The organism is Natronolimnohabitans innermongolicus JCM 12255, assembly GCF_000337215.1.
Lineage (GTDB): Archaea > Halobacteriota > Halobacteria > Halobacteriales > Natrialbaceae > Natronolimnohabitans > Natronolimnohabitans innermongolicus.
In genome coordinates this window covers 24,919-48,379 of record NZ_AOHZ01000096.1, presented here as the reverse complement: position 1 = coordinate 48,379, position 23,461 = coordinate 24,919, and the positions used below count along the sequence as shown (strand labels likewise).

General features: G+C 63.9%; 21 protein-coding genes and 1 pseudogene. 11 read left to right on the top strand and 11 right to left on the bottom strand.

Annotated elements, in window-relative coordinates; translation table 11 throughout:
* The first annotated feature begins 75 nt into the window (after positions 1-75).
* Positions 76-1,215: a DNA methyltransferase gene (locus C493_RS20360; RefSeq protein ID WP_007261383.1), complete on the top strand. Its 1,140-nt coding sequence runs from the start codon at positions 76-78 to the stop codon at positions 1,213-1,215.
* 191 nt (positions 1,216-1,406) lie between these two features.
* On the opposite strand, the gene C493_RS20355 is transcribed toward C493_RS20360, so the two are convergent.
* Positions 1,407-2,069: a potassium channel family protein gene (locus C493_RS20355; protein WP_007261382.1), complete on the bottom strand. Its 663-nt coding sequence runs from the start codon at positions 2,067-2,069 to the stop codon at positions 1,407-1,409.
* A gap of 151 nt (positions 2,070-2,220) precedes the next feature.
* On the opposite strand from C493_RS20355, the gene C493_RS20350 reads away from it, so the two are divergent.
* Entirely contained in the window at positions 2,221-3,669 is a 1,449-nt protein-coding gene (locus tag C493_RS20350) for an NCS2 family permease (protein WP_007261381.1), read from the top strand.
* Between the two features lie 87 nt (positions 3,670-3,756).
* A complete protein-coding gene (locus tag C493_RS20345) occupies positions 3,757-4,011 on the top strand; it encodes a glutathione S-transferase N-terminal domain-containing protein (RefSeq protein WP_007261380.1) in 255 nt (84 codons plus the stop codon).
* A gap of 90 nt (positions 4,012-4,101) precedes the next feature.
* Here the strand turns inward: C493_RS20345 and C493_RS20340 are convergent, their stop codons facing one another.
* Positions 4,102-4,302: a hypothetical protein gene (locus C493_RS20340; protein ID WP_049889542.1), complete on the bottom strand. Its 201-nt coding sequence runs from the start codon at positions 4,300-4,302 to the stop codon at positions 4,102-4,104.
* Between the two features lie 101 nt (positions 4,303-4,403).
* Entirely contained in the window at positions 4,404-5,387 is a 984-nt protein-coding gene (locus tag C493_RS20335; RefSeq protein ID WP_007261378.1) for a transcriptional regulator, read from the bottom strand.
* Between the two features lie 232 nt (positions 5,388-5,619).
* On the opposite strand from C493_RS20335, the gene C493_RS20330 reads away from it, so the two are divergent.
* On the top strand, positions 5,620-6,924 hold the full coding sequence (locus tag C493_RS20330) for a tRNA(Ile)(2)-agmatinylcytidine synthase (RefSeq protein WP_007261377.1): 1,305 nt from the start codon (positions 5,620-5,622) through the stop codon (positions 6,922-6,924).
* 130 nt (positions 6,925-7,054) lie between these two features.
* On the opposite strand, the gene C493_RS20325 is transcribed toward C493_RS20330, so the two are convergent.
* The gene (locus C493_RS20325; RefSeq protein WP_007261376.1) at positions 7,055-7,348 is read right to left on the bottom strand and encodes a DUF7577 domain-containing protein; all 294 of its coding nucleotides are present in this window, start codon (positions 7,346-7,348) and stop codon (positions 7,055-7,057) included.
* Between the two features lie 229 nt (positions 7,349-7,577).
* On the opposite strand from C493_RS20325, the gene C493_RS20320 reads away from it, so the two are divergent.
* A complete protein-coding gene (locus C493_RS20320) occupies positions 7,578-7,823 on the top strand; it encodes a PRC-barrel domain-containing protein (protein WP_007261375.1) in 246 nt (81 codons plus the stop codon).
* Between the two features lie 65 nt (positions 7,824-7,888).
* Here the strand turns inward: C493_RS20320 and C493_RS20315 are convergent, their stop codons facing one another.
* Positions 7,889-8,818 (bottom strand): hypothetical protein, encoded by a 930-nt coding sequence (locus C493_RS20315; RefSeq protein WP_206537603.1) that lies wholly within the window; start codon positions 8,816-8,818, stop codon positions 7,889-7,891.
* A 269-nt stretch (positions 8,819-9,087) separates the two neighbouring features.
* On the opposite strand from C493_RS20315, the gene C493_RS20310 reads away from it, so the two are divergent.
* The 4 genes and pseudogenes from C493_RS20310 (at position 9,088) to C493_RS20300 (ending at position 13,329) form a co-directional block, all read left to right on the top strand.
* The gene (locus C493_RS20310; protein ID WP_007261373.1) at positions 9,088-10,200 is read left to right on the top strand and encodes an OBG GTPase family GTP-binding protein; all 1,113 of its coding nucleotides are present in this window, start codon (positions 9,088-9,090) and stop codon (positions 10,198-10,200) included.
* 304 nt (positions 10,201-10,504) lie between these two features.
* Positions 10,505-12,202: a Na+/H+ antiporter NhaC family protein gene (locus tag C493_RS20305; RefSeq protein WP_007261372.1), complete on the top strand. Its 1,698-nt coding sequence runs from the start codon at positions 10,505-10,507 to the stop codon at positions 12,200-12,202.
* A 34-nt stretch (positions 12,203-12,236) separates the two neighbouring features.
* Positions 12,237-12,374 (top strand): annotated as a pseudogene (locus C493_RS22375) (transposase); the annotation flags it as partial.
* Between the two features lie 160 nt (positions 12,375-12,534).
* A complete protein-coding gene (locus tag C493_RS20300; protein ID WP_007261371.1) occupies positions 12,535-13,329 on the top strand; it encodes a VOC family protein in 795 nt (264 codons plus the stop codon).
* A 111-nt stretch (positions 13,330-13,440) separates the two neighbouring features.
* Here C493_RS20300 and C493_RS23175 read toward each other — a convergent pair whose 3' ends face one another.
* The 6 genes from C493_RS23175 to C493_RS20270 form a co-directional block, all read right to left on the bottom strand.
* Complete coding sequence (locus tag C493_RS23175) at positions 13,441-14,553, bottom strand: hypothetical protein (protein ID WP_007261370.1); 1,113 nt, start codon at positions 14,551-14,553, stop codon at positions 13,441-13,443.
* 161 nt (positions 14,554-14,714) lie between these two features.
* Complete coding sequence (locus tag C493_RS23170; protein WP_049889534.1) at positions 14,715-15,860, bottom strand: hypothetical protein; 1,146 nt, start codon at positions 15,858-15,860, stop codon at positions 14,715-14,717.
* Positions 15,861-15,972: 112 nt separating this feature from the next.
* Positions 15,973-16,203 carry a hypothetical protein gene (locus C493_RS20285; RefSeq protein ID WP_007261368.1) on the bottom strand — a complete coding sequence of 77 codons (231 nt, stop codon included), beginning with the start codon at positions 16,201-16,203 and terminating at the stop codon, positions 15,973-15,975.
* Positions 16,204-16,619: 416 nt separating this feature from the next.
* Entirely contained in the window at positions 16,620-17,903 is a 1,284-nt protein-coding gene (locus C493_RS20280) for a Cdc6/Cdc18 family protein (RefSeq protein WP_007261367.1), read from the bottom strand.
* A gap of 698 nt (positions 17,904-18,601) precedes the next feature.
* Positions 18,602-19,930, bottom strand: a complete 1,329-nt coding sequence (locus C493_RS20275) for an FAD-dependent oxidoreductase (RefSeq protein ID WP_007261366.1) — start codon at positions 19,928-19,930, stop codon at positions 18,602-18,604.
* A 78-nt stretch (positions 19,931-20,008) separates the two neighbouring features.
* On the bottom strand, positions 20,009-21,310 hold the full coding sequence (locus C493_RS20270) for a DUF389 domain-containing protein (RefSeq protein ID WP_007261365.1): 1,302 nt from the start codon (positions 21,308-21,310) through the stop codon (positions 20,009-20,011).
* 253 nt (positions 21,311-21,563) lie between these two features.
* Here C493_RS20270 and C493_RS20265 point away from each other — a divergent pair, with 253 nt between their 5' ends.
* Positions 21,564-21,848 (top strand): DUF357 domain-containing protein, encoded by a 285-nt coding sequence (locus C493_RS20265; RefSeq protein ID WP_007261364.1) that lies wholly within the window; start codon positions 21,564-21,566, stop codon positions 21,846-21,848.
* A gap of 452 nt (positions 21,849-22,300) precedes the next feature.
* Positions 22,301-23,359: a transcription initiation factor IIB gene (locus tag C493_RS20260; RefSeq protein ID WP_007261363.1), complete on the top strand. Its 1,059-nt coding sequence runs from the start codon at positions 22,301-22,303 to the stop codon at positions 23,357-23,359.
* The last annotated feature ends 102 nt before the right edge of the window (positions 23,360-23,461 follow it).

The window sequence follows — 23,461 nt, the reverse complement described above, 5'->3', positions numbered from 1 at the left end:
CGCTGCGTTCGATACGCCGCTTCGAAACCGAACGAGAGGTGACCCTTTATACCACCGGGGAAACCACTCGAGGGTATGGCAGACGACGGCGACGGCGGCGGTGACCGACACCGTCAGAGTCGGCTCTTCACCGACGACGATGGCGGGTTCGACGCCGAGCGCGCGAAGGCGGAATCGCTCCCGGTGGAAGACGGCGAGGTGATCGACACCGACGAACTGGCCGACCACCAGCGCTACCTCGAGGGGCGGGGGATCTACGATGAGCGAAATCGCGTCAACGACCTCACGGGCAAGGAGTGGAAGTACGCCACGAAGTCGGTGATTGCGGAGGGGTATCCGCCGGCCCTCCAGCACGACCTGCGCAGCGAACACGGCGGCCAGAAGCCGCCGCGACTCTGTGCTGAACTCATCGATCGATTCAGCAAGACCGGCGACACCGTCCTCGACCCCTTCGCGGGCGTCGGCGGCACCTTGCTCGGGGCGAGCCTCTGTGAACACGAGGGAACGGGACTGCGCGAGGCGATCGGCTTCGAACGGACGCGCCGCTGGGTCGAGATCTACGAGACCGTCCACAAACGCGAGAACGAAGACCGCCGGGAACGCGGCGACCCGCCGCTTGCCGACCAGGACATGCGCCACGGCGACTGCGCCGACCTGATCGAAGACGTGCCCGACGACTCGGTCGACCTCCTGCTGACCGACGTTCCCTACTGGAACATGGACGAACTCGAGCAGACGCGCAACGAACGGGCCACGCGGGAGAGCAAACTCGGGTCGTTCGACGCGGGCGAGGAAAACGGACCCGTCGGGAACGTAGAAGACGAGAGCGAAATCGGCGCCGACTCGGACGCCGGTTCCGACGGTGGCGAGCCGTCGGCGGCGAAAACGGAACCGGAACCGGAATCCGAGACGGAAACGCAGTCGAAGGCCGACTGGCTCGAGGGGATGGCTACGAAGTTCGATCGCTTTACCGACGCCGTCGCGCCGGACGGCCATCTCGTCGTCTTCATCGGCGATATGTACCGCGAGCAGTCCTACGAGTTCCTCTCGGCCGACCTCGCGCGGGCGATCGAGTCGGCGGCGCCGGTGACCCTTGCCGCGAACCTGATCTGGTACGATCCGACGAAGGATCTGCACGTCTACGGCTACCCGTTCTCGTTCGTGCCGTCGATGGTCCACCAGAACGTCCTCGTCTTTCGACCGGACGACGAGTGAGGGACGGGATCAACCCCCCGTCATTCGAACGTCTGACGCGGTTTTATTGGGTGGGCGTGCGTCGACTCGAGTGGCGCGCACGTCGCTCCCCATCCCACTCCCACCCCATCCGCGCGCCAGTCTGCTCCCGTTTTCGCGGACGCCATACGGCGCTGTGTTCGCCCGCACTCGTCAGCGATCCCCTGACGGCTTCAGGCACTGGCGGGCGACAGCGTTTCTCGAACGTCATCAGCACGGTCGGTTTCGGCGATGACTGCGACTTCGTCGCCGGCCTCGAGTTCCGTTCCGGGCAGCGGCAGCGTCAGCGACTCGCGCCGGCGACCGTGAGCGTAAATCCGCGCGTCGCCGGGGAGGTCGAGTTCGCTCATGCGCTTGCCGACGGCGGGCGAGTCGTCGCCGATCTCGAGGACGGTCAGTTGCAGGTTCGTCGCGAGGTCCGCGACGACGTTGAAGTCGCCCCCGAGCATGGCCGTCTTCGCGCCGGCGGCGCCAAGGCGTTCGGGGTAGATGATGTCGTCGACGTCCTCGGCGTACCTCTCGTAGATGTCTTCGCGGTAGTCCTCGTCGATTCGCAGAACCGTCCGGCAGTCGTGGTGTTTCCCGACCATGCAGGCCGCGAAGTTGACGTTCAAATCGGGCGTGAAGGCGCCGATCGCGTCGGCGGTATCGATCCCCGCGTCGACGAGTACCGCTTCGTCGTCGCCGCCGCCGCGGACCGTCTCGAATCCGTCGCGTTCCGCGCGATCGGTTCGCTCGGAGTCGTCGTCGACGACGACGACGTCGTGGCCTTCTTCGGCCATAATCCGTGCCGTTCGCGAGCCGACCCGTCCGTATCCCACGATGACGAACTTCATGCACCATGTGTACACGGCCCGTGGTAAATACGTTGGCTCGGAGTGCGACGTGGGTTCAAAACCAGAAGCTGTACACAAACGTGTCTATGGCGCGAACGGAATCGGACGGGAACGCTTAACTAAACGGTATGGCTATGCTCGAACGTCCAAGATGGGGGCTTTAGACACGATCGCGGACTACTTCGATTTCGACGAGCATCAAACCGATTATCGAACGGAAGCAATCGCGGGCGTGACGACGTTTCTGGCGATGGCGTACATCATCGTCGTCAATCCAGCAATCATCGCCCCCGCGATCTTCGGGCGGCCGCCAGCGGAGATCGAACCGGGCGATCAGACGGAGATCGGTGGGTCTCTCTATACCATCGGCGAGATCGAACAGATGCTCGCCGTAGTAACCATTCTCGCGTCGATCATCGCGATCGTCGTGATGGCGTTCTACGCCAAGCGACCGTTCGGCCTCGCACCGGGGATGGGACTGAACGCCTTCTTTACCTTCACCGTCGTCTTGATCCTCGGCGTCCCGTGGCAGGTCGCGCTCGCGGCCGTCTTCGTCGAGGGCCTGCTCTTTATCGCGTTGACCGCCGTGGGAGCACGGAAGTACATTATCGAACTCTTTCCCGAACCCGTCAAGTTCGCCGTCGGGGCGGGTATCGGTGTCTTCTTGCTCTTTCTGGGACTCCAGGAGATGCAACTCGTCGTGGGCTACGAAAGCACGCTCGTGACGCTCGGAAACGTCCTCGAGAGTCCGATCGCGGCCTTCTCGCTCGCGGGACTGGTGCTTACGCTCTTGCTGTACGCTCGCGGCGTCCGAGGCTCGATCGTGATCGGTATTCTGGGAACGGCCGCTGCAGCCTGGCTCGTCACGCTCGCCGGCCTCGTCGACCAGGGAACGATCACGCCGGAACAGGGTATCGAAGGCGCTCAGTACGACTTCACGCCGCTGTTCTGGGGCTTCGTCGACGGCCTCGGCATGATCGGCGAGGACCCGGTCGTCTTCCTGCTGGTCGTGTTCACGTTCTTCTTCGTCGACTTCTTCGACACCGCAGGGACGCTCATCGGCGTCTCACAGATCGCCGGCTTCCTCGACGACGAGGGCGACCTCCCTGAGATCGAGAAGCCGCTGATGGCCGACGCCGTCGGTACCACGGCCGGTGCGATGATCGGCACGTCGACGGTCACGACGTTCATCGAATCCTCGACCGGGATCGAGGAGGGTGGCCGAACCGGCTTTACTGCGCTCGTCGTCGGCGCGTGTTTCCTCGTTTCGCTCGCGTTCGTTCCGCTGATCACCGCGATTCCGACGTACGCGAGTTACCTCGCGCTCGTCGTCGTCGGCATCATCATGTTACAGGGCGTCGCCGACATCGACTGGCAGGACCCCGCCTGGGCGATCGCCGCCGGGTTGACGATCACGATCATGCCGCTGACGACCTCGATCGCCAACGGCCTCGCGGCCGGAATCATCAGCTACCCGCTCGTCAAAGGGGCGATGGGCGAACACCGCGACGTGTCACTCGGCCAGTGGGTGCTCGCGCTCTCGTTTATCGTCTACTTCGTGATCTACTTCGCCGTCGAGGCGGGCGAGTTCACGTTCTGACGGCGAGCGCCGCCAGTTTTGAACTCGATTCCGGCAAGTCGGCGGCCGACCGGTGGTCTCTTAGGCGTTACCTGTTTAGGAACGCCCATGGCTGACATCACGATGTACGACCTTCCCGGCTGTCCGTACTGTGCGAAGGTACGCTCGAAACTCGACGAACTCGACCTCGAGTACGACGTGATCGAGGTGCCGCGGTCGCACAGCGAGCGAACGGAAGTCGAAGAGGTCAGCGGCCAGACGGGCGTTCCGGTTATCTCCGACGAGGCAAACGGCGTCGAAGGAATGTCCGAGAGCGACGATATCGTCGAGTACTTAGAAGAGACGTACGGCGCTTCGGCCTAACCTGTCGGCATCAGGCGGCATCCCGACGGTCCGCTAGTTTTCGACCGACCGGTCCTCGAATGCGTGCGCATCGACGCACGCGAACGGTGCTCAGAAGAGCCGATCGAACAGCACGTCCATGACGGTAAGCGTGAGATATCCCACGACGAGGTAGGCGACCGCTGCGGACGCAACGCCCGTCGGCGTCTCGAACGTGGAACCGTAGTTGAACGCTAACAGGAGCACCGCGACGAACACAGTCAGGAGCACGCGCTGCGTGCTGACGAGCGCAACGTCGGAATCCGTCGTCATCGATCCGACGTGTTCCGACTGCTGAGGCATAGCTGTTGGTGATACCAGCCAGAAGATAGGCGTGAGTCGAGGCCGCAACCTACTCGTGGGTTACGGATCGATCAGGCGGCCTCTTCGCGCTCCGAGCGGTCCGAGCGCTCCCGGATGACCTTCCGAAGCTCTGCGGCGTCGTGGAGTTCCTCGAGTTCGTCGCGTTCGACCAGCGCGGTGCCGTCGACGGCCTCCTGTTTTGCGCGGTCGACGACGTAGACCGACTGCGTGTGAGTGACGTGGCCGATCGAACTCATGATCCGGGCGCGTTTCTCGGCTGCCTTCGTGAACTCGGAGTGGCCCGTCAACACGACGTCATCGTCGTCGGCTTCCTCCTCGTCTCGGCTGACGGCCTTGAACGGGGAGCGGAGGGTCGGGTGGACCTTGTAGCCGGCGCGCGTGAGGACGGCGACGACCTGCTCGTCGTCCGGATCAGCCTCCGGATCGTCGGGCGTCGACTCGGTTTCGTGGACCTCGTCGGCGCCGTCGAGGACCGAAACGGGACTGGTCAGGGGCGCGTCGAACAGTTCCTGTAGCGCCATCGCAACCTCGACGGAGGCGTTCATGCCGTCCTCGTATTTCGAGACCGTTCGGCGGGAGACGCCGAGCTCGTTTGCGAGTCTGCCGAGACTCCAGTCGCGGTCCTCGCGTTGGTCGGCCAGCAGGTCGCCGTCGATGTTGACGTAGAGGCCGCCGGGAGCGGCGTAGATCAGCGGCGGAACGTCTTCGATGAATAGGTTGTACGCCGTATCGGGACTGAGGACGGGGACGCCGTGTCGGAAGTAGACCACGTCCGGTTTCAGATCCTCGTCGCGGCTGCGCAGGCCGAAGACCAGCGGCGTCGCGTTGAGATAGGCCCCCAGCCGACGCATCTCGTGGCCCGTCGCCTCGTTGAACGCGTCGATGTTGCCGAGAATTTTGACCAGAATGAGGTCTTCGCCGCGACGGGCGGCGATATCGAAACTCTTCGGTCGGATCGCACACCGGTCGCTTACCACGAATCCCGCGTCCTCTAACATCGCGGTCACGTTGCCGACCAGTGCGGAACGGGACATAGGGGGATGTAAGCGATTCCTCGTATAAGACGTTTTCCCCGGGGTTCCGGGAGCCGTGTCGCGGTTCGGTTCTGTACCGGCAGTATACTTATATACTGGGTGTCGTCACGATCGACGATATCTCGGTGCAGGTGAAGGGGTCGGGTCGACTGCTCCGACTCGAGGGGAGTCGGGTATGCCGTCGCGAAGGGGTTCCGAAAGGGGTTACTCGCCGCTTCTCCAAACACCGACGATGACCGTCGTCGGTCTCGACGATACGGACTCGCGCGAGCGCGGAATGTGTACCACCTACGTCGCCGCGCAGGTCGCCGAGCGACTGCGCCGCGAGGGCGCCGCCGTCTCGAGACTGCTGTTGATCCGCCTCAATCCAGCCGTCGAGTACAAGACACGGGGCAACGCCGCGCTGGCGATCCACACCGACGCCGATCCCGAACTGGCGTTCGACGTCGCCCGCGACCGACTCGAGACTCTGGCAGAAGCTGCCGACGAGCGGACCAATCCGGGACTCGTCGTGACCGAGCGGGATCCGGACGCCATCTGCGACGACGTTGCCCACTTCACTCGGTCGGCGATCCGAGACCACCTCGAGATTTCGGACGCGACCGACCTACTCAAGCGCCGCGGATATCGCTCGTGGCACGTCGGCGACGGCCGCGGTCGGATCGGCGCGCTGGCCGCCGTCGGCGCGTGGCGGGGTGTCGCGGAGTGGACCTACGAGTACATCTCCTACCGCGAGCCCGGGCGCTGGGGGACGCCGCGCGAGGTCGACCGCGAGAGCGTCTTTGCGGCGGCCGACTGGGGGTATCCCGACGTCTGGGATACGGTCGACCGCGGCGAGGACGAAACCGTCTGCGTCCCCCACACTCCGGGACCTATCCTTCACGGCATCCGCGGGGAGGACCCCGAGAGCGTTCGTGCGGTCGCCCGGCGTATCGACGGCGAGCCCATCGATTCGACGCAGCTGTTTGTGACCAATCAGGGGACCGACGTCCACCTGCGCGACGACGTCTCCGATCTCGAGGCGGTCGCGGACGGTCGCGCCTACCGCCTCGATGGCCGCGTCGCGAGCGACCCCGAAACACGTCGCGGCGGGCACGTGTTCGTCGACCTCGCCGCCGATTCCGAGTCGGTCGACGGCGCCGACGGGACGCCCGCGCGCCTCGAGTGTGCCGCCTTCGAACCGACCAAGCGGTTTCGCGACCGGGTCCGGGCGCTGCGCGTCGGTGACCGCATCACGGCCTGCGGCGAGGTGTCACGGGGAACGCTCAAGCTCGAGAAGTTCGCCGTTCGGGAGCTCGTAACGACCGAGCGCGTGACGCCGACCTGTCCCGACTGCGGGCGAACGATGAAAAGCGCGGGTCGGAACCAGGGCTATCGGTGTCGAGCGTGCGGAACCGACGCGGCGGAGAAAGCGACCCGGGAGGTAACGCGCGACCTCGAGCCGGGCTGGTACGAGGTGCCCCCGTGTGCGCGTCGACACGTCGCGAAGCCGCTCGTTCGAGGGGGCTTCGACGGGTCGACGCATCCGGAACGGTGACTGAGACGGAAAACGGCGGTACGGCAATGCGTCCGACCCGACGCCGAGTTCTCCGGACGACGATCGGTCACTTCGGCGCAACCACAGAACGGGGCGAGGTTGCGGCGGTACATCGGTCTGGCAGGTCGTCTCAGAAGGGGTCCCGACTGCCGGCGCTATCGCTCGACGACGCCAGCGAACCCGAACTCGGTAGCGCCTCGAGACAGTGTGCACAGTACGTGTAGCCGAGTTCGTTCTCCGCGCCGCAGCCGGAACAGCGGATCGTCTCCGGGTCTCGAGCGATCGTCCGCTCGCGGTCCACACCAGCGCCGTTCTCGGTGCCGTTCTCGGTCGATCCGGTGAGCCGATACGCGATGACGAAAAGCAAGAGAAGCGGGGCGACGAACAGGATCAGGGTCCCGAGGGCGACGGTAACTGGATCCATATTCGAAAGCAAATACGGCGAGATGCGACTTGAAGGTGGTGCCGTATACTGTATTTTTACAGCTAACGTTTAAATTCTGGAGAGTTTCACAGAGTATGTCCACTCCATCGATGTTTTCCAGCAATATGGTGCCACTTACTCGGTTTCGACGCGCGCAACGGTTGTAGTCGACGGATACGAATCACACAGCCTCCGTATAGTTATGGCGGTGACCGGTAGTGCGAGAGTCATGCCCGACGTGTTCGCAAAGACGCTCACGAGGAAGACCGTCGTCAGCGCCGACGGCGTCGAGTTCGGACGAGTCCGCGACGTTACGCTGAGCCCGGACTCCGGCGAACTTCACGATCTCATCGTCGAACCCACCAAGCGGTATCGGTCTCGGTCCATCGACTTCGAGACGGACGAGAACGATCGGTTCCTCGTTCCCATCGAGCGCGTCAGGATCGTCAAAGACGCCATCGTCGTCCAGTATTAGCCGCTCGAGCCGCCTCGGAGAGGGCGCTCGGCTCGAAACGTCTGCGGCCGCGGCGATTCGTCATCTCACGCGACCGATTTTCTGAGCCGTCGGTAATTGTTCTTCAGGAGGAGCGTTCCGACGAACCGCGGACTCTTTCGCTGGAGTTCGAGCGAGTAGTACGTCCCGACCGTCTCGGGATCCCACGGCGAGTTGCCGTCCCGGAGGTTCCGAACGCCGTCCGCGTAGACCGCCGAAGACAGCCGAAGGATCTCCCCGCTGACGTCGTCGTAGGTCGCGTGCGTCGGGACGTCAGTGGACGTCATTTCGACGATCGATCCGGCGTCGATCTCCTCGCTCAGCTGCTGAAGCGTGACGGTTACGTGCTCGTTATCGTGGAGGAACGCGATCTGCGGCCCCATACCGCGCGATTTCCGAATATCGCTGCCGTGAACGCTCAACACGCCGTGTTCGGGGGCGGTGAGCACGTCTCCCTTGATCAGTCCGAATCCGAACCGCAGGACGACGTCACAGCGCTGTCCGAGGGTCTCGACGGTCTCGTCCGGAAGGGTTTTCCAGGCACCGTCGCTCTCCGGAACGCAGTCTTCCCGGTCGACGTCCGCGAGACAGTCGACGTCGTCGATCGGCTTCGATCGAAGTAACTCCCGCTGGCGCGTTTCGCCGAAGACGTCCCAGCCGAGTTTCTGATCGGCGTAGAGCGCGGCTTTCAGGCCGTCTTCGGACACCACCCTGTAGAACAGTTTGAGGTCGTCGAGCGAGAACAGACCGTCCCGATTGATCGCGTCTGCCCCATCCGACAGCATCGACGACTGCTCGGCGTTGACGACAGCGTAGTTTACTCGCACGCCATCGAGCGCTCGAACGTTTTCGATCGCCCGTTCGTGCCACGCCGGCACCCGGGGGTTGACGAGAACGCCGACGGTCAGCGGTTCGTCACGCTCGGTGTTCGAACTCGAACTCGAGTGCAACCACTCTCGAGCATCGAGGCGATTCACGATCGATCGATTCCATCGGGCCACCGTATTCAGCACCATTCGTTCACGAATTTGTGATGGTCGTCCGACTATTGTTATCGCGCCCCTACCGTCACGGCTCGGACTCGATACTACCCGAACGAGCCGCGAGACGTACTCCAGACGCTCAGATCGGCCCCTCCCCAGGTAGTATGAGTCGTCCGCTACCGAACGGCGACCGGCGCTACCGCAGGTCAGTCCCGTGCGGTTCTCGAAAGTGTTTTTCGGCCCGGGCGGTTGGATACGGATACATGGGGCTCGAGGAGGAGATCGAGGAGATCGAAGAGGAAATCGCCAACACGCCCTACAACAAGTCGACAGAGGCCCATATCGGGCGTCTGAAGTCCAAGCTCGCGGAGAAAAAGGAGAAACTCGAGACCCAGCAGTCGGGCTCGGGTGGCGGCGGCGGTTACTCCGTCGAGAAACACGGCGACGCGACCGTCGCCCTCGTCGGCTTTCCGAGCGTCGGCAAGTCCTCGCTGCTGAACTCGCTGACCAACGCCGAAAGCGAGACGGGCTCCTACGAGTTCACGACGCTGGACGTCAACCCCGGGATGCTCAACCACCGGGGAGCGAACATCCAGCTGCTCGACGTCCCCGGGCTGATCGAGGGCGCCGCGTCGGGACGGGGCGACGGCCAGCAGGTGCTGGCGGTCGTGCGCAACGCCGATCTGATCCTCTACGTCCTCTCGGTGTTCGAGATTGAACAGTACGACCGGCTCCAGGAGGAGCTGTACGACATCAACATCCGCGTCGATCAGACCGAGCCGCGGGTCACCGTCCGACCGAAACACAAAGACGGCATCAAGATCACCTCGAGCACCGATCAGGATCTCGACGAGCAGACGATCAAGGACGTGTTGCGCGACCAGGGCTACGTCAACGCGGACCTGAACCTGCAGGAGAACGTCTCCATCGACCGGCTGGTCGACGGTCTGATGGACAACCGCGAGTACATCCCGTCGATCACCTGCGTCAACAAGGTCGACCTCATCGAGCCCGACTACAAGGAAACCGTCGACGAGCAACTCCGCGAGCGCGACCTAGACCCCGAGGCGGTTACCTTCATCAGCGCCGAACAGGAGAAGGGCCTCGAGGCGCTCAAGGATCGCATCTGGGACAACCTCGGACTGATCCGGGTCTACATGAACAAGCCGGGCCGCGGCATCGACTGGGAGGAGCCGCTGGTCGTCGAGGAGGGGTCGACCGTCGGCGAGGCCATCGAGAAACTCGGCGGCGAGATGGAAGAGCGATTCCGCTTCGCCCGCGTGACCGGCCCCAGCGCAACCCACGACGAACAGCAGGTCGGGACGGACCACGTCCTCGAGGACGAGGACGTGCTGAAGCTGATTCTGCGGCGATAAGTCGCGTCTGCGCTCTGCGACCCGCGATCCGTGCGTTTCGCCGCTCGAGACTCGAGAACCGAAGAGACTCGAGCGCCGATCGCCTCTCCGAGTCCGCACGGCACGTGCCCCGACGCGACAGTATACTGCCCGAAGTCGCCGTCCCCACGACCGGGAGCAGCGTCCAGCGGCGACTCCCACCGCCTCGAGGATCGACTGTCGGCGCGTCGAACTCACATCAGTTCAGTAACTACAAAATCCCTAGAACTTCTTCGAAAACATCGTAATCAGTAGCGTTATCAGGTCGTCTATCGAGTAAGTACATATGTCTGAGTTTGGAGCGGTTTCGCTCGTCCCGCCGCTGTTGGCGATTGCGCTCGCAATCGTCACTCGGCGGCCGATCCTGTCGCTGTTCCTCGGGATCTGGTCGGGCGGGGTGATCGCGACCGGAAGCCTCGGTATCGGACGGACCTTCGAGTGGATCACCGAATCGATCGGCGACGTGTTCCACGCGAACATCCTCGTGTTCACCCTCCTGTTGGGGTCCGGCGTCGCGCTGATCTGGCGCCTCGGCGGCGCACTGGCCGTCCGCGACTGGGCGACCAGTCGACTCGAGACCCAGCGCAACACCGGGCTGACGACGTGGGTCCTGGGGATGCTCATGTTCTTCGACGACTACGCCAACACGGCCATCGTCGGCTCCACGATGCGCGAGATCTCCGATCAGATGCGAATCTCCCGCGAGAAGCTCTCCTACATCGTCGACTCGACGGCCGCGCCCGTCGCGACGATCGGCCTCTCGAGCTGGGTCGCGTTTCAGCTGTCGATGATCGACGAGGGATACGAGAGCTTAGTCGAGAACCGCGACGGCGTCGCGGCCGGGGACGCGCCCGGCGCGTTCGAGACGTTCGTCGGCTCGATCCCCTTTAACACCTACGCGCTGCTGGCGATCCTGATGGTCGGGATCATCGTCCTCACCCGACGGGACTATGGCGAGATGCTGACCGCCGAACACCGCTCGTGGCAGACGGGGAAGGTGACCCGCGACGACGCCCAGCCGCTCCAGGAGGTCGAGAAAGACCTCGGCGCGCCGATCGAGAAGCGACCGATGCTCCGGACGTTCTTCGCGCCGATCGTCGTGCTGATCACGGTCACCCTCGCCGGCGCGTTCCAGACCGGCTACGGCGCGTGGGTCGACGAACAGGCCGAGGCGGGCGCGCCGACCACGCTCGAGGGAGCCATCGACGACGAGGGGCTCCTCCAGGTGCTCGTCGACGTCGTCGGCGCCGGCGACTTCGCGGCCGCGCTCGTCTGGGGCTCGTTCGCGATGGTGGCGACCGCCATCCTCATCGGGCTCTACTACGACCTCTTCGATCTCGGGAACAGCGTCGAGACGGTCCTCGACGGCTTCAACATCATGCTGACCGCGGTGACGGTGCTCGTCCTCGCGTGGGCGATCAGCGCGGTCGCCGAGGACCTCGGTACTGGCGAGTACGTCGCCGCCGCCGCGGAGGGCGTCGTCTCGCCCGCCGTGTTGCCGATCGTCGTCCTGCTCGTCGCCGCCTTCGTCGCGTTCACAATGGGATCGTCGTGGGCGACGATGGGGATCGTCACGCCGATCGCGATCACCGTCGCCTACGACCTCACCGGAACCTTCGAACTGATGCCCGTGGTCGTCGGCGCGGTGTTCTCGGGCGCGATCTTCGGCGACCACACGTCGCCGATCTCGGACACCTCGGTGCTCTCCTCGACGTTCACTGGAGCCGACCTCATCGACCACATCCGGACGCAGCTGTACTACGCGGCCACCGTACTGGTCGTCGTGCTCCTCTGTTACGCGCTCTACGGCTTCTTCGGCGTCCCGTGGTTCGTGTTCCTCCCGCTGGGGGCTGTCCTGCTGGTCGCGCTCGTCTACGCGCTCTCGGAGCTCGACGCGCGCCGCCGCGGCGTCGATCCGAAGGCGTCCTCGCTCGAGGAGCAGGCGACCGGAGACGCCGGGACCGACCTCGAACGCACCGAGTGAACCGCCTCGGGGTCAAGCCCCGAGGCTTCTGTCTTGGGAACAGCACGAGTCGTTCTTTGAGGAGTATCTGTGGGGCGGTGGATTCTGGGAGCGGTCGTACTACATCGGAACTGCGGAAACCGTCTCAACAGAGACGATCGAGCGGTATATCGAACGAACAGAACACGTCTAAGTGTCGGCTTCACCCTCGGGGTCAAGTGGTTCGAGACGCCTTCGACGTCTCGTCATCACGGAAGACGAAGTCTTCCGTATGACCCCGAGGCACTCGCCTTGCTTTCTCTGTAGACCACGCCTTCGCCACGCTTTTTGAGCCCGCAACCGTCCGTTCGCGTATGGACGGAACGCTCGACCACACGATGATCCGCGTCTCGGATCTCGAGGAGTCGCTCGACTGGTACCAGACCCACCTCGAGTACGAGGAGAAAGACCGGTTCGAGGGCGACGGCTTCACCATCGTCTACCTCGGCCCCGAGGAGATGCACGAGGAGGGTGCGATGCTCGAGATTACCCACAACGAGGGCGAGGACGTCGAGATCGGCGACGCCTGGGGCCATATCGCCGTCCGAGTCCCCGAGGACGAACTCGAGGACTACTACCAGCAACTGATGGACGAGGGCGTCGAGGACTACCGCGACCCCGAATCCTGCGGCGGTCGCTACGCGTTCGTTAAAGACCCCGACGGCCACGAGATCGAGATCGTCCAGCGCGACCCCGACGAGGGCGCGCTCTGGTCGCTCGACCACACGATGATCCGCGTCGAGGACGCCGACGAAGCGCTGGGCTACTGGACCCGCAAGTTCGAGTACGAGTCGACCCGCCGCTGGGAGGCCGACACCTTCGCGAACTACTTCGTCGAACCCGAAGACGCCGCCCCCGAAGCGATGTCACTCGAACTCACCTACAACTACGACGGCCGCACCTACGAGCAAGAAAACGGCTGGGGGCACCTCTGTATCCGCGTCGACAATCTGCAGGAGGACTGGGAAACGCTGCTCGAGCGCGAGGCGCCGGAGTACCGCGATCCCGAGAGCAACGACAACATGTACGCGTTCACGAAAGCTCAAGACGGCCACGAGATCGAACTGATCGAGCGGGACCTCGAGGCGGACTCGCTGTTCCCGTTCTGAGCCGTTTTTGGTACAGGTTTTTCGAGCGAGTCGAGAGCCGCGTCCTCGAGCAGCGGTGGGAGCCGCTATCTCGAGCGAACGCGGTCAGATGTCGACGTCGAGTCGCGCCGATCAGTCGCCGGTCTCGAGCGTGGCCGCGAGATCGTCCCACGTCGCCGAGACGGTTCCGCGCTGACTCTCGTTCTCGTCCCCGAATTCGACGTCGTCGGCGGAGTGACCGAACCCCTCGTCCTCGTCGACATCGCTCTCGCCGCCGTCACCGTCGGTAAAGACCAGTGCGGCCTCGGCGCTCGCACCGCCGTCGCCGTCGAACGTGAGCGCGCTGGCGAATCCGTCGGCCGCGTCGGGTTCGTCGTCCGTTTCAGCGCTGTCGTCCGTCTCGTCGTCGCCGTACTGTGCGAACACGATCTCTCCCTCGCCGACCGTCTCGAGCAGCCAGCCGAAGCGCTCGATTTCGTCGGCGAAGCGGTTGCGCTCGCCCGTTTTGGCTTCGACCACACGAACCACGTCACTCCGAGACGTATCACTGCCGCTCGAATAGACGACCGCGTCCGGACTGACGGCAAACGTCTCGGTCGCGCCGACACCGGCCTCGTCTAGCTCGTAGATCGCGAATTCGCCGATTTCGTCGGTGGGGTCGAACTCCGGATCGTAACTGAACGACGAGGTGGTGAGTTCGGCCTCGAGTTCGTCCGTCTCGACGTCGCCGGTACAGACGATCGTTCCGTTGACGACGAGCAGTCGATCGAGGCTCGTTTCGAGGTCGTCCCGGGCGAGGTCGTCTCGAGCGGAGTCGGCGTCGGTGGCGTCGACGACTCGCCCCAACCCACGACTGGAGTAGTCGACGAGTTGCAGCGTCTGTAGCCCGGACATCGCCCCGGTCGTCGGCAGCGAGAGCAGACCGTCGTCCGCCGCCACGAGAGCGTTCTCGACGTCTTCCGAGCCGTTCCGGCTCGACTCGCCTCGGTCGCCCGCCTCGAACGCCTCGAGGTCCTCGAGGGCGTCCCACTCGATGGACACCAGCATGGCGTCCTCGGCCGCCGGGAGCCACGACCCGTACGACGGGTAGTCGCCGTCGTCCCAGTCGAGACCGTCGGCGTCGTTTTCGTCGCCGGTTTCGGTTGCGCCGTCGTCGTCCCCGCTGAGACAGCCGGAGAGTCCGACCGTTGACGCCGCCGCGGCCGCGGAACCGAATTGCAACACGTCCCGCCGATTCAGATTCATGCTGACGTGAACAAAGTGAACTAATAAATACGTTAGCATTCGGTAACGTGCGAGAGTTCAGCACGATCTATCGTAGTCAGTGAAACGATGTACACACCGATCGCAACGCCATCCTGCGGTCGGGTGTGCAGTGGCGTTCACTGACTACTATATTCGCCGTCCTAGTCGGATCCCGCGAGCGCGTTCTCGTCCCAGGTCGCCGTTGCACTCACGCGGTCGGCGTCGAACTCGAGGTCGGCGTCGGTAGTCGACGTGCCCAGTTCCGCCGAGAGTTCGGCTTCCTGGTCGTCGTCGAGTTCGTCGAAGACGGCCGCGAACGCGAGCGACGACTCCGATTCGCTCTCGACCGACATCGAGCCGAAAAAGCCGGTCGCGCCGGCCAGTTCGTCGTGATCCTCGTCGTCGCCGATCTCGAGGTCCTCTTCGTTCTCGAGATCGCCGAACGCTCCGAACGCGACGTGACCGGACCCGGCCGTCTCGAGAAGCCACGACAGATCGTCGTGTTCGTCGACCGCACGGTCGCCATCGCCGCTGTAGGCCTCGAGAGGGCCACGAAGATCGTCGGTCGGCTCGCCCTCGGACCCCATCGAGAGCGCGATTGCGTCCTCGCCGACGGCGATCGCGTCCTCCGTCGACGTAAAGGCCGAGTCGTCCTCGACGGGTTCGTAGATGTCGAAGCCGCCGATTTCGTCGGTCGGTTCGTAGACGGTCTTCATGCCGAACTCGTCGTCCGGGTCCTCGGTCAGGATCTCGTGGATCTCGTCCGTCTCGACGTCGCCGGTGATCACGTACGCGTCGTTGACCCAGAACACGTCGTCGACGGTCGTCTCGAAGTCGGCGGGGTCCCCGTCCGCATCGTCGGCGGTGGAGTCGTCCTCGCCGCCCGTGTCGTCCTCGCTGTCGAGCAGTTCCTCGAGGCCCGTTCCCAGCAGACCGAGTGTCCCGACCGCGACGAAAAACGTCCCCATCAGCGGTGCGGCCAGCAGCAGGTCTTCTTCATCCTCCAACGGCGTTTCCCCGTCGTCGAGGTCCTGGTCCTCATCGTCGGCGTCCTCGCCGCCGATCACGGACTCGGAGTCGCCGTTCTCGAGGGCCTCGAGGCCGCTCCAGTCGAGGTGCGCGACGAACACCGCGTCGTCGTCGGTCGAGGCGAGCCAGTTTCGGTACGGTGCCGACTGACTGCTGGTCGGGTCGTCGCCGCTTCCGTTCTCGTCGTCCGATCCCCCAAGACAGCCGGCCAGACCCGCGGTCGATGCGACCGCAGCTGCGCCGGTGAGCCGAAGGAGGTTCCGTCGCTCGAGTGCCATCTCAACCGAAAGAAAGGAAGCGGCCCACATATCAGTTCCGTTGACAGTATTCGACGAGTGTCTATCGTCGTACGCTGCCGCGAACGGTTCGGTTACGAACCGTCGAAAGCTATCAGCCAGTCGACTCGAGATTCCCGCTTCTGCGTCCCGACGGTCGGTTCGTCAACGAGAAACAGGCGTCGCTACAGTAGTGGTACTCGAAGACGTCCGCGCCGTCGCGAACCCGCCACGTGAGTCGCCGCTCTCGAGGGCCGATCGTCGCGTCGCAGACGCAACACGAGGTCGTCTCACGCGCTCGTTCGTGAGTCGAGGGCCGTGCCGGCCCGGCAGACTGCTGCTCCATACGGTCGCTGTCGGCTACAGCGTCAAGTGTCGTAGGGTGAATTACGTTTCGCATTATTACGCGATTCGGCGATAGTAGTTCTTGCACCGATTTACACATCGATCCCAACGCAGTCCTTCGATCGGGTGTGCAGTGACGTACAAGAGCTACGATAGCAAGCCGGAATACGACAGACGTTTGCGTCGCCGGCCTGCGGTTCCACACCCCTCATTTTCAGTGAAAGCCGGTCGAATGTCCGTGCGGATTCTTCACAGGACACCCCTCGCTTTCAGTGAAAAATGGCAAGACGGTCGTGCGTCCCTGTGGCAGGACACCCCTCGTTTTCAGTGAAACGCGGCGAGTACGTCGACCGGATCGTCGCGAAACGCACCCCTCGTTTTCAGTGAGGCGTTCGGATGACGCTTTCAGTGAGGCGTTCAGATCGACGACTCTGAGAGAGCGTTCAACACGTTGCGCTGGTCGTCGGCGGACTCGAGGCAGGCGCTCATCACGACGTCGGGATCGTGAAGCAGTCGGTGGGTTCGATAGCTGCCCTGCCCCTTACCGCCGCCGGTGTGGCGGCTCTCGGTGATCTCCGGGAGCGTCCACTTTTTCATCAGGTCCAGCACGCGCTGGTGGGTCAACGACTCGCCGGCGACGACGTCGGCGACGACGCAGTAGGTGTCGTAGACCTCGCCGGTCGAGAACGAGTCGGTGAGCTTCGATTTGGTCAGGTACGCGAGCGCGTAGAGGGCGTACCGCGAGTGGGGCGTCCCGTTTTTGATGACCTGAATCGAGCGGTTGAGGTCGCTGTACTCGTCGGCTTTCCGAACGTGATCCTCGGTCACCCGTTCGCTGTCGTCTTTCTCGGCGAGTTTGCCGGCCGAGCGCAGGATGTCGAGCGCTCGACGCGCGTCGCCGTGATCCCGGGCGGCGAGTGCGGATGCCAGTTCGATCACGCCCGCCTCGAGGACGTCGTCCTCGAAGGCGTCCCGACGCCGCTCGAGGATGGCCTGTAACTGGTTGGCGTCGTAGGGAGGGAAGATGATCGGATCGTCCTGGAAACTCGAGGCGACGCGCTCGTCGGGCGCGTCCGTGTAGTCGGTCTTGTTGCTGATCGCGACGACGGAGATGTAACAGCCGGTCTTGCCGGCCTCTTCGGAGCGAGAGAGTTTCGAGAGAATTTCGGCGGTGTCGTCGCCGAGTTTGTCGATCTCGTCGAGGATAACGATCAGGGAGTCCGAATCGTGGAGGAGGCCGTCGCCGTCCCACAGCGCGTCGTAGTAGCGGCTCGCGCCGACGCCGTCTTTCGGGATGTAGCGGTCGGGATCGACCGCGTCGCGGACCTCGAAGGCCATCTTGCGAGCGGCTCGCGTCTCCGTGTTGTACTGATCGCAGTCGACGTAGGCGGCCGTCAGGTCGGTTCCCTGCATCTGTGCGATGCCGCGGGCGCGGCCGGTGACGTGTTTGGCGACCAGCGACTTCCCGGTCCCCGTCTTGCCGAACAGAAAGCCGCTCTCGGGCGGGTCGCCGAACGCCGCCGGTTTGAGCAGCGCTTCGACGGTCTCGATTTCGCGGTCGCGCCCGACGATGCGATCCTTCTGTGGCACGTGCTGGGGACGGAGGAGTTCCCGACGGCGAAAGATGGAAGTCGAATCGTCCGCCATCGGATCGTCCTGGAGTTCCTCGATCGAGGGCGTCGGGATCGGATCAGTTCCCATTGCGGGTGACTTTCCAGACCGGGATGATAAACGCACCGAACCAGATTTTCAGTGAAAGACTCGAGACGGTAGAAGAGAGCGGACAGATCATCGAACGGATCGAACGAGACGGCGACGCACACACCCCTCGTTTTCAGTGAAACGGTGTACAAGTGGGGGTCCGCGAAGCGCGATTGCAGCGACGACCTTGATCGCATTATTATATTATTTATTGTATCGGTAAAGTAGTAGTGTGGATACCAACAGAGAGTACCCAGAAACCCAACCTAGGATTTCGATAGCTCTACAGATGGTTTCTTTAAATACTCTCTGTAGTTGCTGCGTTCTGCTACGCCAATCGGGGGGAGACGTTCGCCGCTTTCACTGAAAACGAGGGGTGTGCCCGTTCCGCCGGAACGGACTTCTCCGCGCGGATTCGAACCGCTCCCTTCCCTTCTACGCTCTCCGCGCTTTCGCTTTCTTCTCTCTCTCAGCTGGTGACACACCCACTTCAGCGACAGATTGATCGACGAGACACTGCGACTCGAGCCGAGAAGCAGAGAAAGCGGAGACGAAAAGAGCGCAAATTCGACGAACTCGGATGACAATCGACCGTAACCGACTGCAATCGACTGCGATCAACCGCAACTGGCTGCGATCAACCGCAATCGACTGCGATCGATCACACCAAAACCCGAACCAACTTCGGCTCGAGCAGTTCAGTCGTCCGCTGCGGCCGGCTCGGCTTCCTCGACGCTCGAGTCCGCTCGCTCGAGATCCTCGAGGTACTCGTCGGCGTCCAGTGCGGCCTTCGAGCCCATTCCGGCGGCCGTGACGGCTTGCTGGTAGTGGTAGTCGACGACGTCGCCGGCGCCGAAGATGCCGGGGACGTCGGTTTCGGTCTGTCCGCCGCCGTCGCCGCCCTGCGTGCGGAGGTAGCCCTCGTCGTCCATCTCGACGCCGGTGCCCTCGAGGTAGTCCGTGTTCGGCGTGTGACCGATCGCGAAGAAGACCGCGCCGACGTCGAACTCGAACTCGTTGGTTTCGGGGTCGTCCAGTCGATCCGTCGGGTGGCCCTGCTCGTTTTCGACGAGCGTGACGTGGTCGACGCCCTCCTCCTGGGAGCCGTGGAGTTCGATCACTTCGGTGTTTTTCATGATCTCGATCTCGCCCTCTTCGACCTTCTCGTGGACGCGATCGACCCAGTAGTCCTCCGCGCGGAACTCCTCGCGTCGGTGGGCGATGTAGACGGTGTCGGCGAACTTCGTGAGGAAGGTCGCCTCCTCCATGGCGGCGTCGCCGCCGCCGACGACGAGCATGTCCTCGCCGCGGAAGAACGCGCCGTCGCACGTGGCGCAAGTCGAGAGGCCGTAGCCCATGAGTTCGTCCTCACCGGGGATGCCGAGCGTTCGAGCGCTGGCACCGGAGGCCGCGATGACGGCGTCGGCGGTGTAGACATCCCCGTTCGTAAGTTCGACGCGGAACGGCCGCTGATCGGCGTCGACGGTGTCGATGATGCCGTTTTTCAGTTCGGCGCCGAACTGACGGGCCTGTTCTTTCATGTTGTTGACGAGGTCGGGGCCGCTAATGCCCTCGGGGAAGCCGGGGTAGTTCGCGACGTCCGTGGTGAGGGTGAGCTGGCCGCCCGGCTCGTCGCCTTCGATGACCAGCGGATCGTTGTTCGATCGGCCGGCGTAGATCGCCGCCGTCAGCCCGGCGATCCCCGTTCCGGCGATGATCAGTTTGCGGTGTTCGACGACGTCATCGTCGTCGCCGTCGTCCGCGATACCCAGTTTCTCGTCGAGTTCGCCCGTCTCGTCGAGCGCGCTCGTATCGTCCCAGCCGCCGATGAGTTCGTCGTCGATGAAGACCTCAGGGGCGGTCTTGCGACCGTTCGCTCGCTCGACCATCTCCTCGAAGCGGTCGTCGTCGCCCGTGACGTTGTAGGTCTCGTACTCGATTTCTTTCGCATCGAAGAGGTCCTTGGCTTTCTCGCAATAGGGGCAGTCCTCTTTAGTATAGATCTCGACGCGTGGCTGGTCGCTCATACCGACAGGTTGGGACAGAGCGCCTAAACCGCTTGCGTTCTCAGCAAATCATCGACGCATCTATGACGCCGACTCCAGTCAGGAGGGCTCGGGAGACCGGTCGGCGTCGACGTACTCGACGACGATGGCGACGTCCCGATCGGTCCGTTCGCTGACGCTCGACTCGAGGTCGCCTCCCAGATTCGGATAGGGGGCGTCGGCGGGTCGCTGGACGACGACGGTGACTTCGGACTCGTCGCTGCCGACGCCGCCGCCGACGAACTCGGTTCGAACCTCGACGAGCTCGAGGTCGTCGTACTCCTCGTCGTCGAGGACGGTTCGGACTTCGTCGTTGACGGCGTTCTCGTAGAGAACGTACTGACCGAGCGCGACGCCGCCGACGGAGAGGACGACCACGCCCAGGACGACGGCGACGGCGAGCGTGTCGAACCAGTGTCCGGAGCGGTTCTCCCGGACTGAGCCGGGGGTCCAGTCGTCGGGGCGGTAGCCGAGGTACCAGAAGACGGCGAGCCCCGAGAGGAGGATCGACGTGGCGTTGACCGCGACGAGCAAGAACGCGCCGATGGCGACGGGCGCGTCGCCCCAGGCGGCGCCGATGCCGACGGCGGCAGCCGCGGGGATGAGCGCGACGGCGATCATCACGCCGACCAGCGAGACGGGAATTGCCGTCGCGAGCCCGAACGCACCTGCAGCTCCGGCACCAATCCCGACGATAATCGTCAGCAGTCCCGGCGAGATGCGGTTCTGGACCTGCGCGATCGCCGTGATATCGATCGTCGACGGAACGAAGCCGCCGAACTGGACCAGCCACGCGAAGACGAACGCGCTGCCGATCGCGACGCCGAGTCCCAGCACCAACGACGCCAGTCCGTCGACGACCATCTCGCGATCGTCGAGCACGAGGCCGACGGTTCCCGTCAGTGCAGCGCTGACCTGCGGGGCGATTACCATCGAGCCGACGACGATCGCGGGCGAATCGAGCAGCAGTCCCGCGGTCGCGACGATCGCGCTGATGACGGTCATCGCGTAGTAGGTGAGGCGACCCGGCGTCATCTCGAGCGCGCGGGCACGAATCTCGGCGTGGGCGATGCTGTCGTCTTCCGCCCGTCCGTTGACGTACCGATCCTCGAGGTCGTCGATTCGAGGCGTCCGCGCCGTTTCGATCGAGGAGACCACGACGAAGTCGTCGTCGATACCGGCTTCGTCGAGCGCCGTCAACACGGATTCGACCGCCTGCGCCGGCAGCGGGAAGGTGATGAGTTCGCCGTCGACGCCGTCGCCGCTCTCGGCGGTTCGGACGTAATCGATCCCCTCGTCGTCGAGGACGGCGAGCGCGTCGGCGCACCGATCCTCGGGCACGAACACCTCGATTCGTCGCACGTCTCCAGAGGCGAGAGCCAGTGTGATACCTATGTAGGCGTTACCGCTCGACCGGAGCGACGACGCCTCGAGCGCCGAACTGTTTCCGATCGCACAATCGTCGGAACGACACGATCGGCGGAGCGCAGACCGTGTGCGAGCGACCGCGACTCGGAGCCGACGTCCCGAGCGAACGTAACCGGTACGCGCTGGGATGAGGTACCTTCCGGCCCCCTGTCGACGACTTTACGGATGCGCCCGCGGACACTCGAGTATGGCCGCAGAACTCGAGGAGAAGACGGACCGATACGGAGCGCTACTCGCGGAGGCCCTCGAGGAGGCGTCGGTCGCCCCGCCGGCGGGAACGCCGATGGCCGAGGCCGCCGAGGAGTGTTACGAGATGGCGGCGTCGTACCTCGAGGACGGCAGACACTTTCGCGAATCGGACGACCTCGTCAACGCGCTGGCGTCGTTTTCCTACGGACACGCGTGGCTCGACGCCGGCGCACGGATCGGGCTGTTCGACGTTCCGACCGAGGGGCACCTGTTTACGGTGTGATCGACGCTCGGGTCCGGCCGTCGTCCCCTCAGCGATCGGTTCTCGACCGCCGACCCGCCCGTTCCGATAGCGTCCCCGACCGGCACGACCGTTGAACCGTTCAGAACGTCGCGCCAATGTATTTGGACGCTACCTTTCTGTACATTTCCCCGTATAGGTCCGGTTGCGGTGATGCTCGAGTGAACCGAAACACAACCATCGGGCACAAGTCGAATCGACGGCGCGTCCGGAACCCCCCGTGTCAGTCGGAGCCGACGACCTACGATACCAACACGATTAATAGGTATATAACCGGAACATATATAAATACATTCCCGAATAGTTTATAAAGTAGGCGAAACCTTTATATGCGTTACGGCCTTACTCTATGTTAGCCGAGGCAACCGGGTTTCTTCTGGTTACCCCACCCGGGAGCCCCGAGTAACCGACCCGATACGCGAGTCCGATACACCATGACAGACACTACCATCAGAACCTACGAACGCGACGAAGAGCGCGAGGAAACCACCGAACAGGCGGGTGAGAAAGAGCAGTGCCCGGAGTGTGGCGGCCGGCTCATCTCCGACACCGAACACGCCGAGACCGTCTGTGAGGACTGCGGCCTCGTCGTCGAAGAAGACGAGATCGATCGCGGCCCCGAGTGGCGGGCCTTCGACGCCGCCGAGAAGGACAAAAAGTCCCGCGTCGGCGCGCCGACGACGAACATGATGCACGACCAGGGACTGTCGACGAACATCGGCTGGCAGGACAAAGACGCCTACGGCCGCTCGCTCTCGAGCCGCCAGCGCCAGAAGATGCAACGGCTTCGCACCTGGAACGAGCGCTTCCGCACCCGCGACTCCAAGGAGCGCAACCTCAAGCAGGCCCTCGGCGAAATCGACCGGATGGCGAGCGCGCTCGGCCTGCCCGAGAACGTTCGCGAGACCGCGAGCGTCATCTATCGGCGCGCCCTCGAGGAGGACCTGCTCCCGGGCCGATCGATCGAAGGCGTCGCGACGGCCTCGCTGTACGCGTCNAGCGTCATCTATCGGCGCGCCCTCGAGGAGGACCTGCTCCCGGGCCGATCGATCGAAGGCGTCGCGACGGCCTCGCTGTACGCGTCGGCTCGACAGGCCGGCACGCCGCGCAGCCTCGACGAAATTTCGGCCGTCAGCCGCGTCGAGAAGATGGAGCTGACCCGCACGTACCGGTACATCATCCGGGAACTCGGCCTCGAGGTCAAGCCCGCGGACCCCGAACACTACGTCCCGCGGTTCGTCAGCGACCTCGACCTCTCGGACGAGACCGAACGCATGGCCCGCGAACTGCTCGAGTCGGCCCGTCAGGAAGGCGTCCACAGCGGCAAGTCGCCGGTCGGCCTCGCGGCCGCCGCCGTCTACGCCGCCGCGTTGCTGACCAACGAGAAAGTCACCCAGAACGACGTCAGCGAGGTCGCCAGCATCTCTGAGGTCACGATCCGCAACCGCTACAAGGAACTACTCGAGGCGTCCGACACGGCGGCTCCCGCGTAAACGCGATGTTTCGGTTCCTGTCATCGGCGGTATCGGCGTGACTGCGGGCGGTCGTTTTTCGAGCGAACGAGCGACAACACTTTTCAACAGTGGTGTGTACTA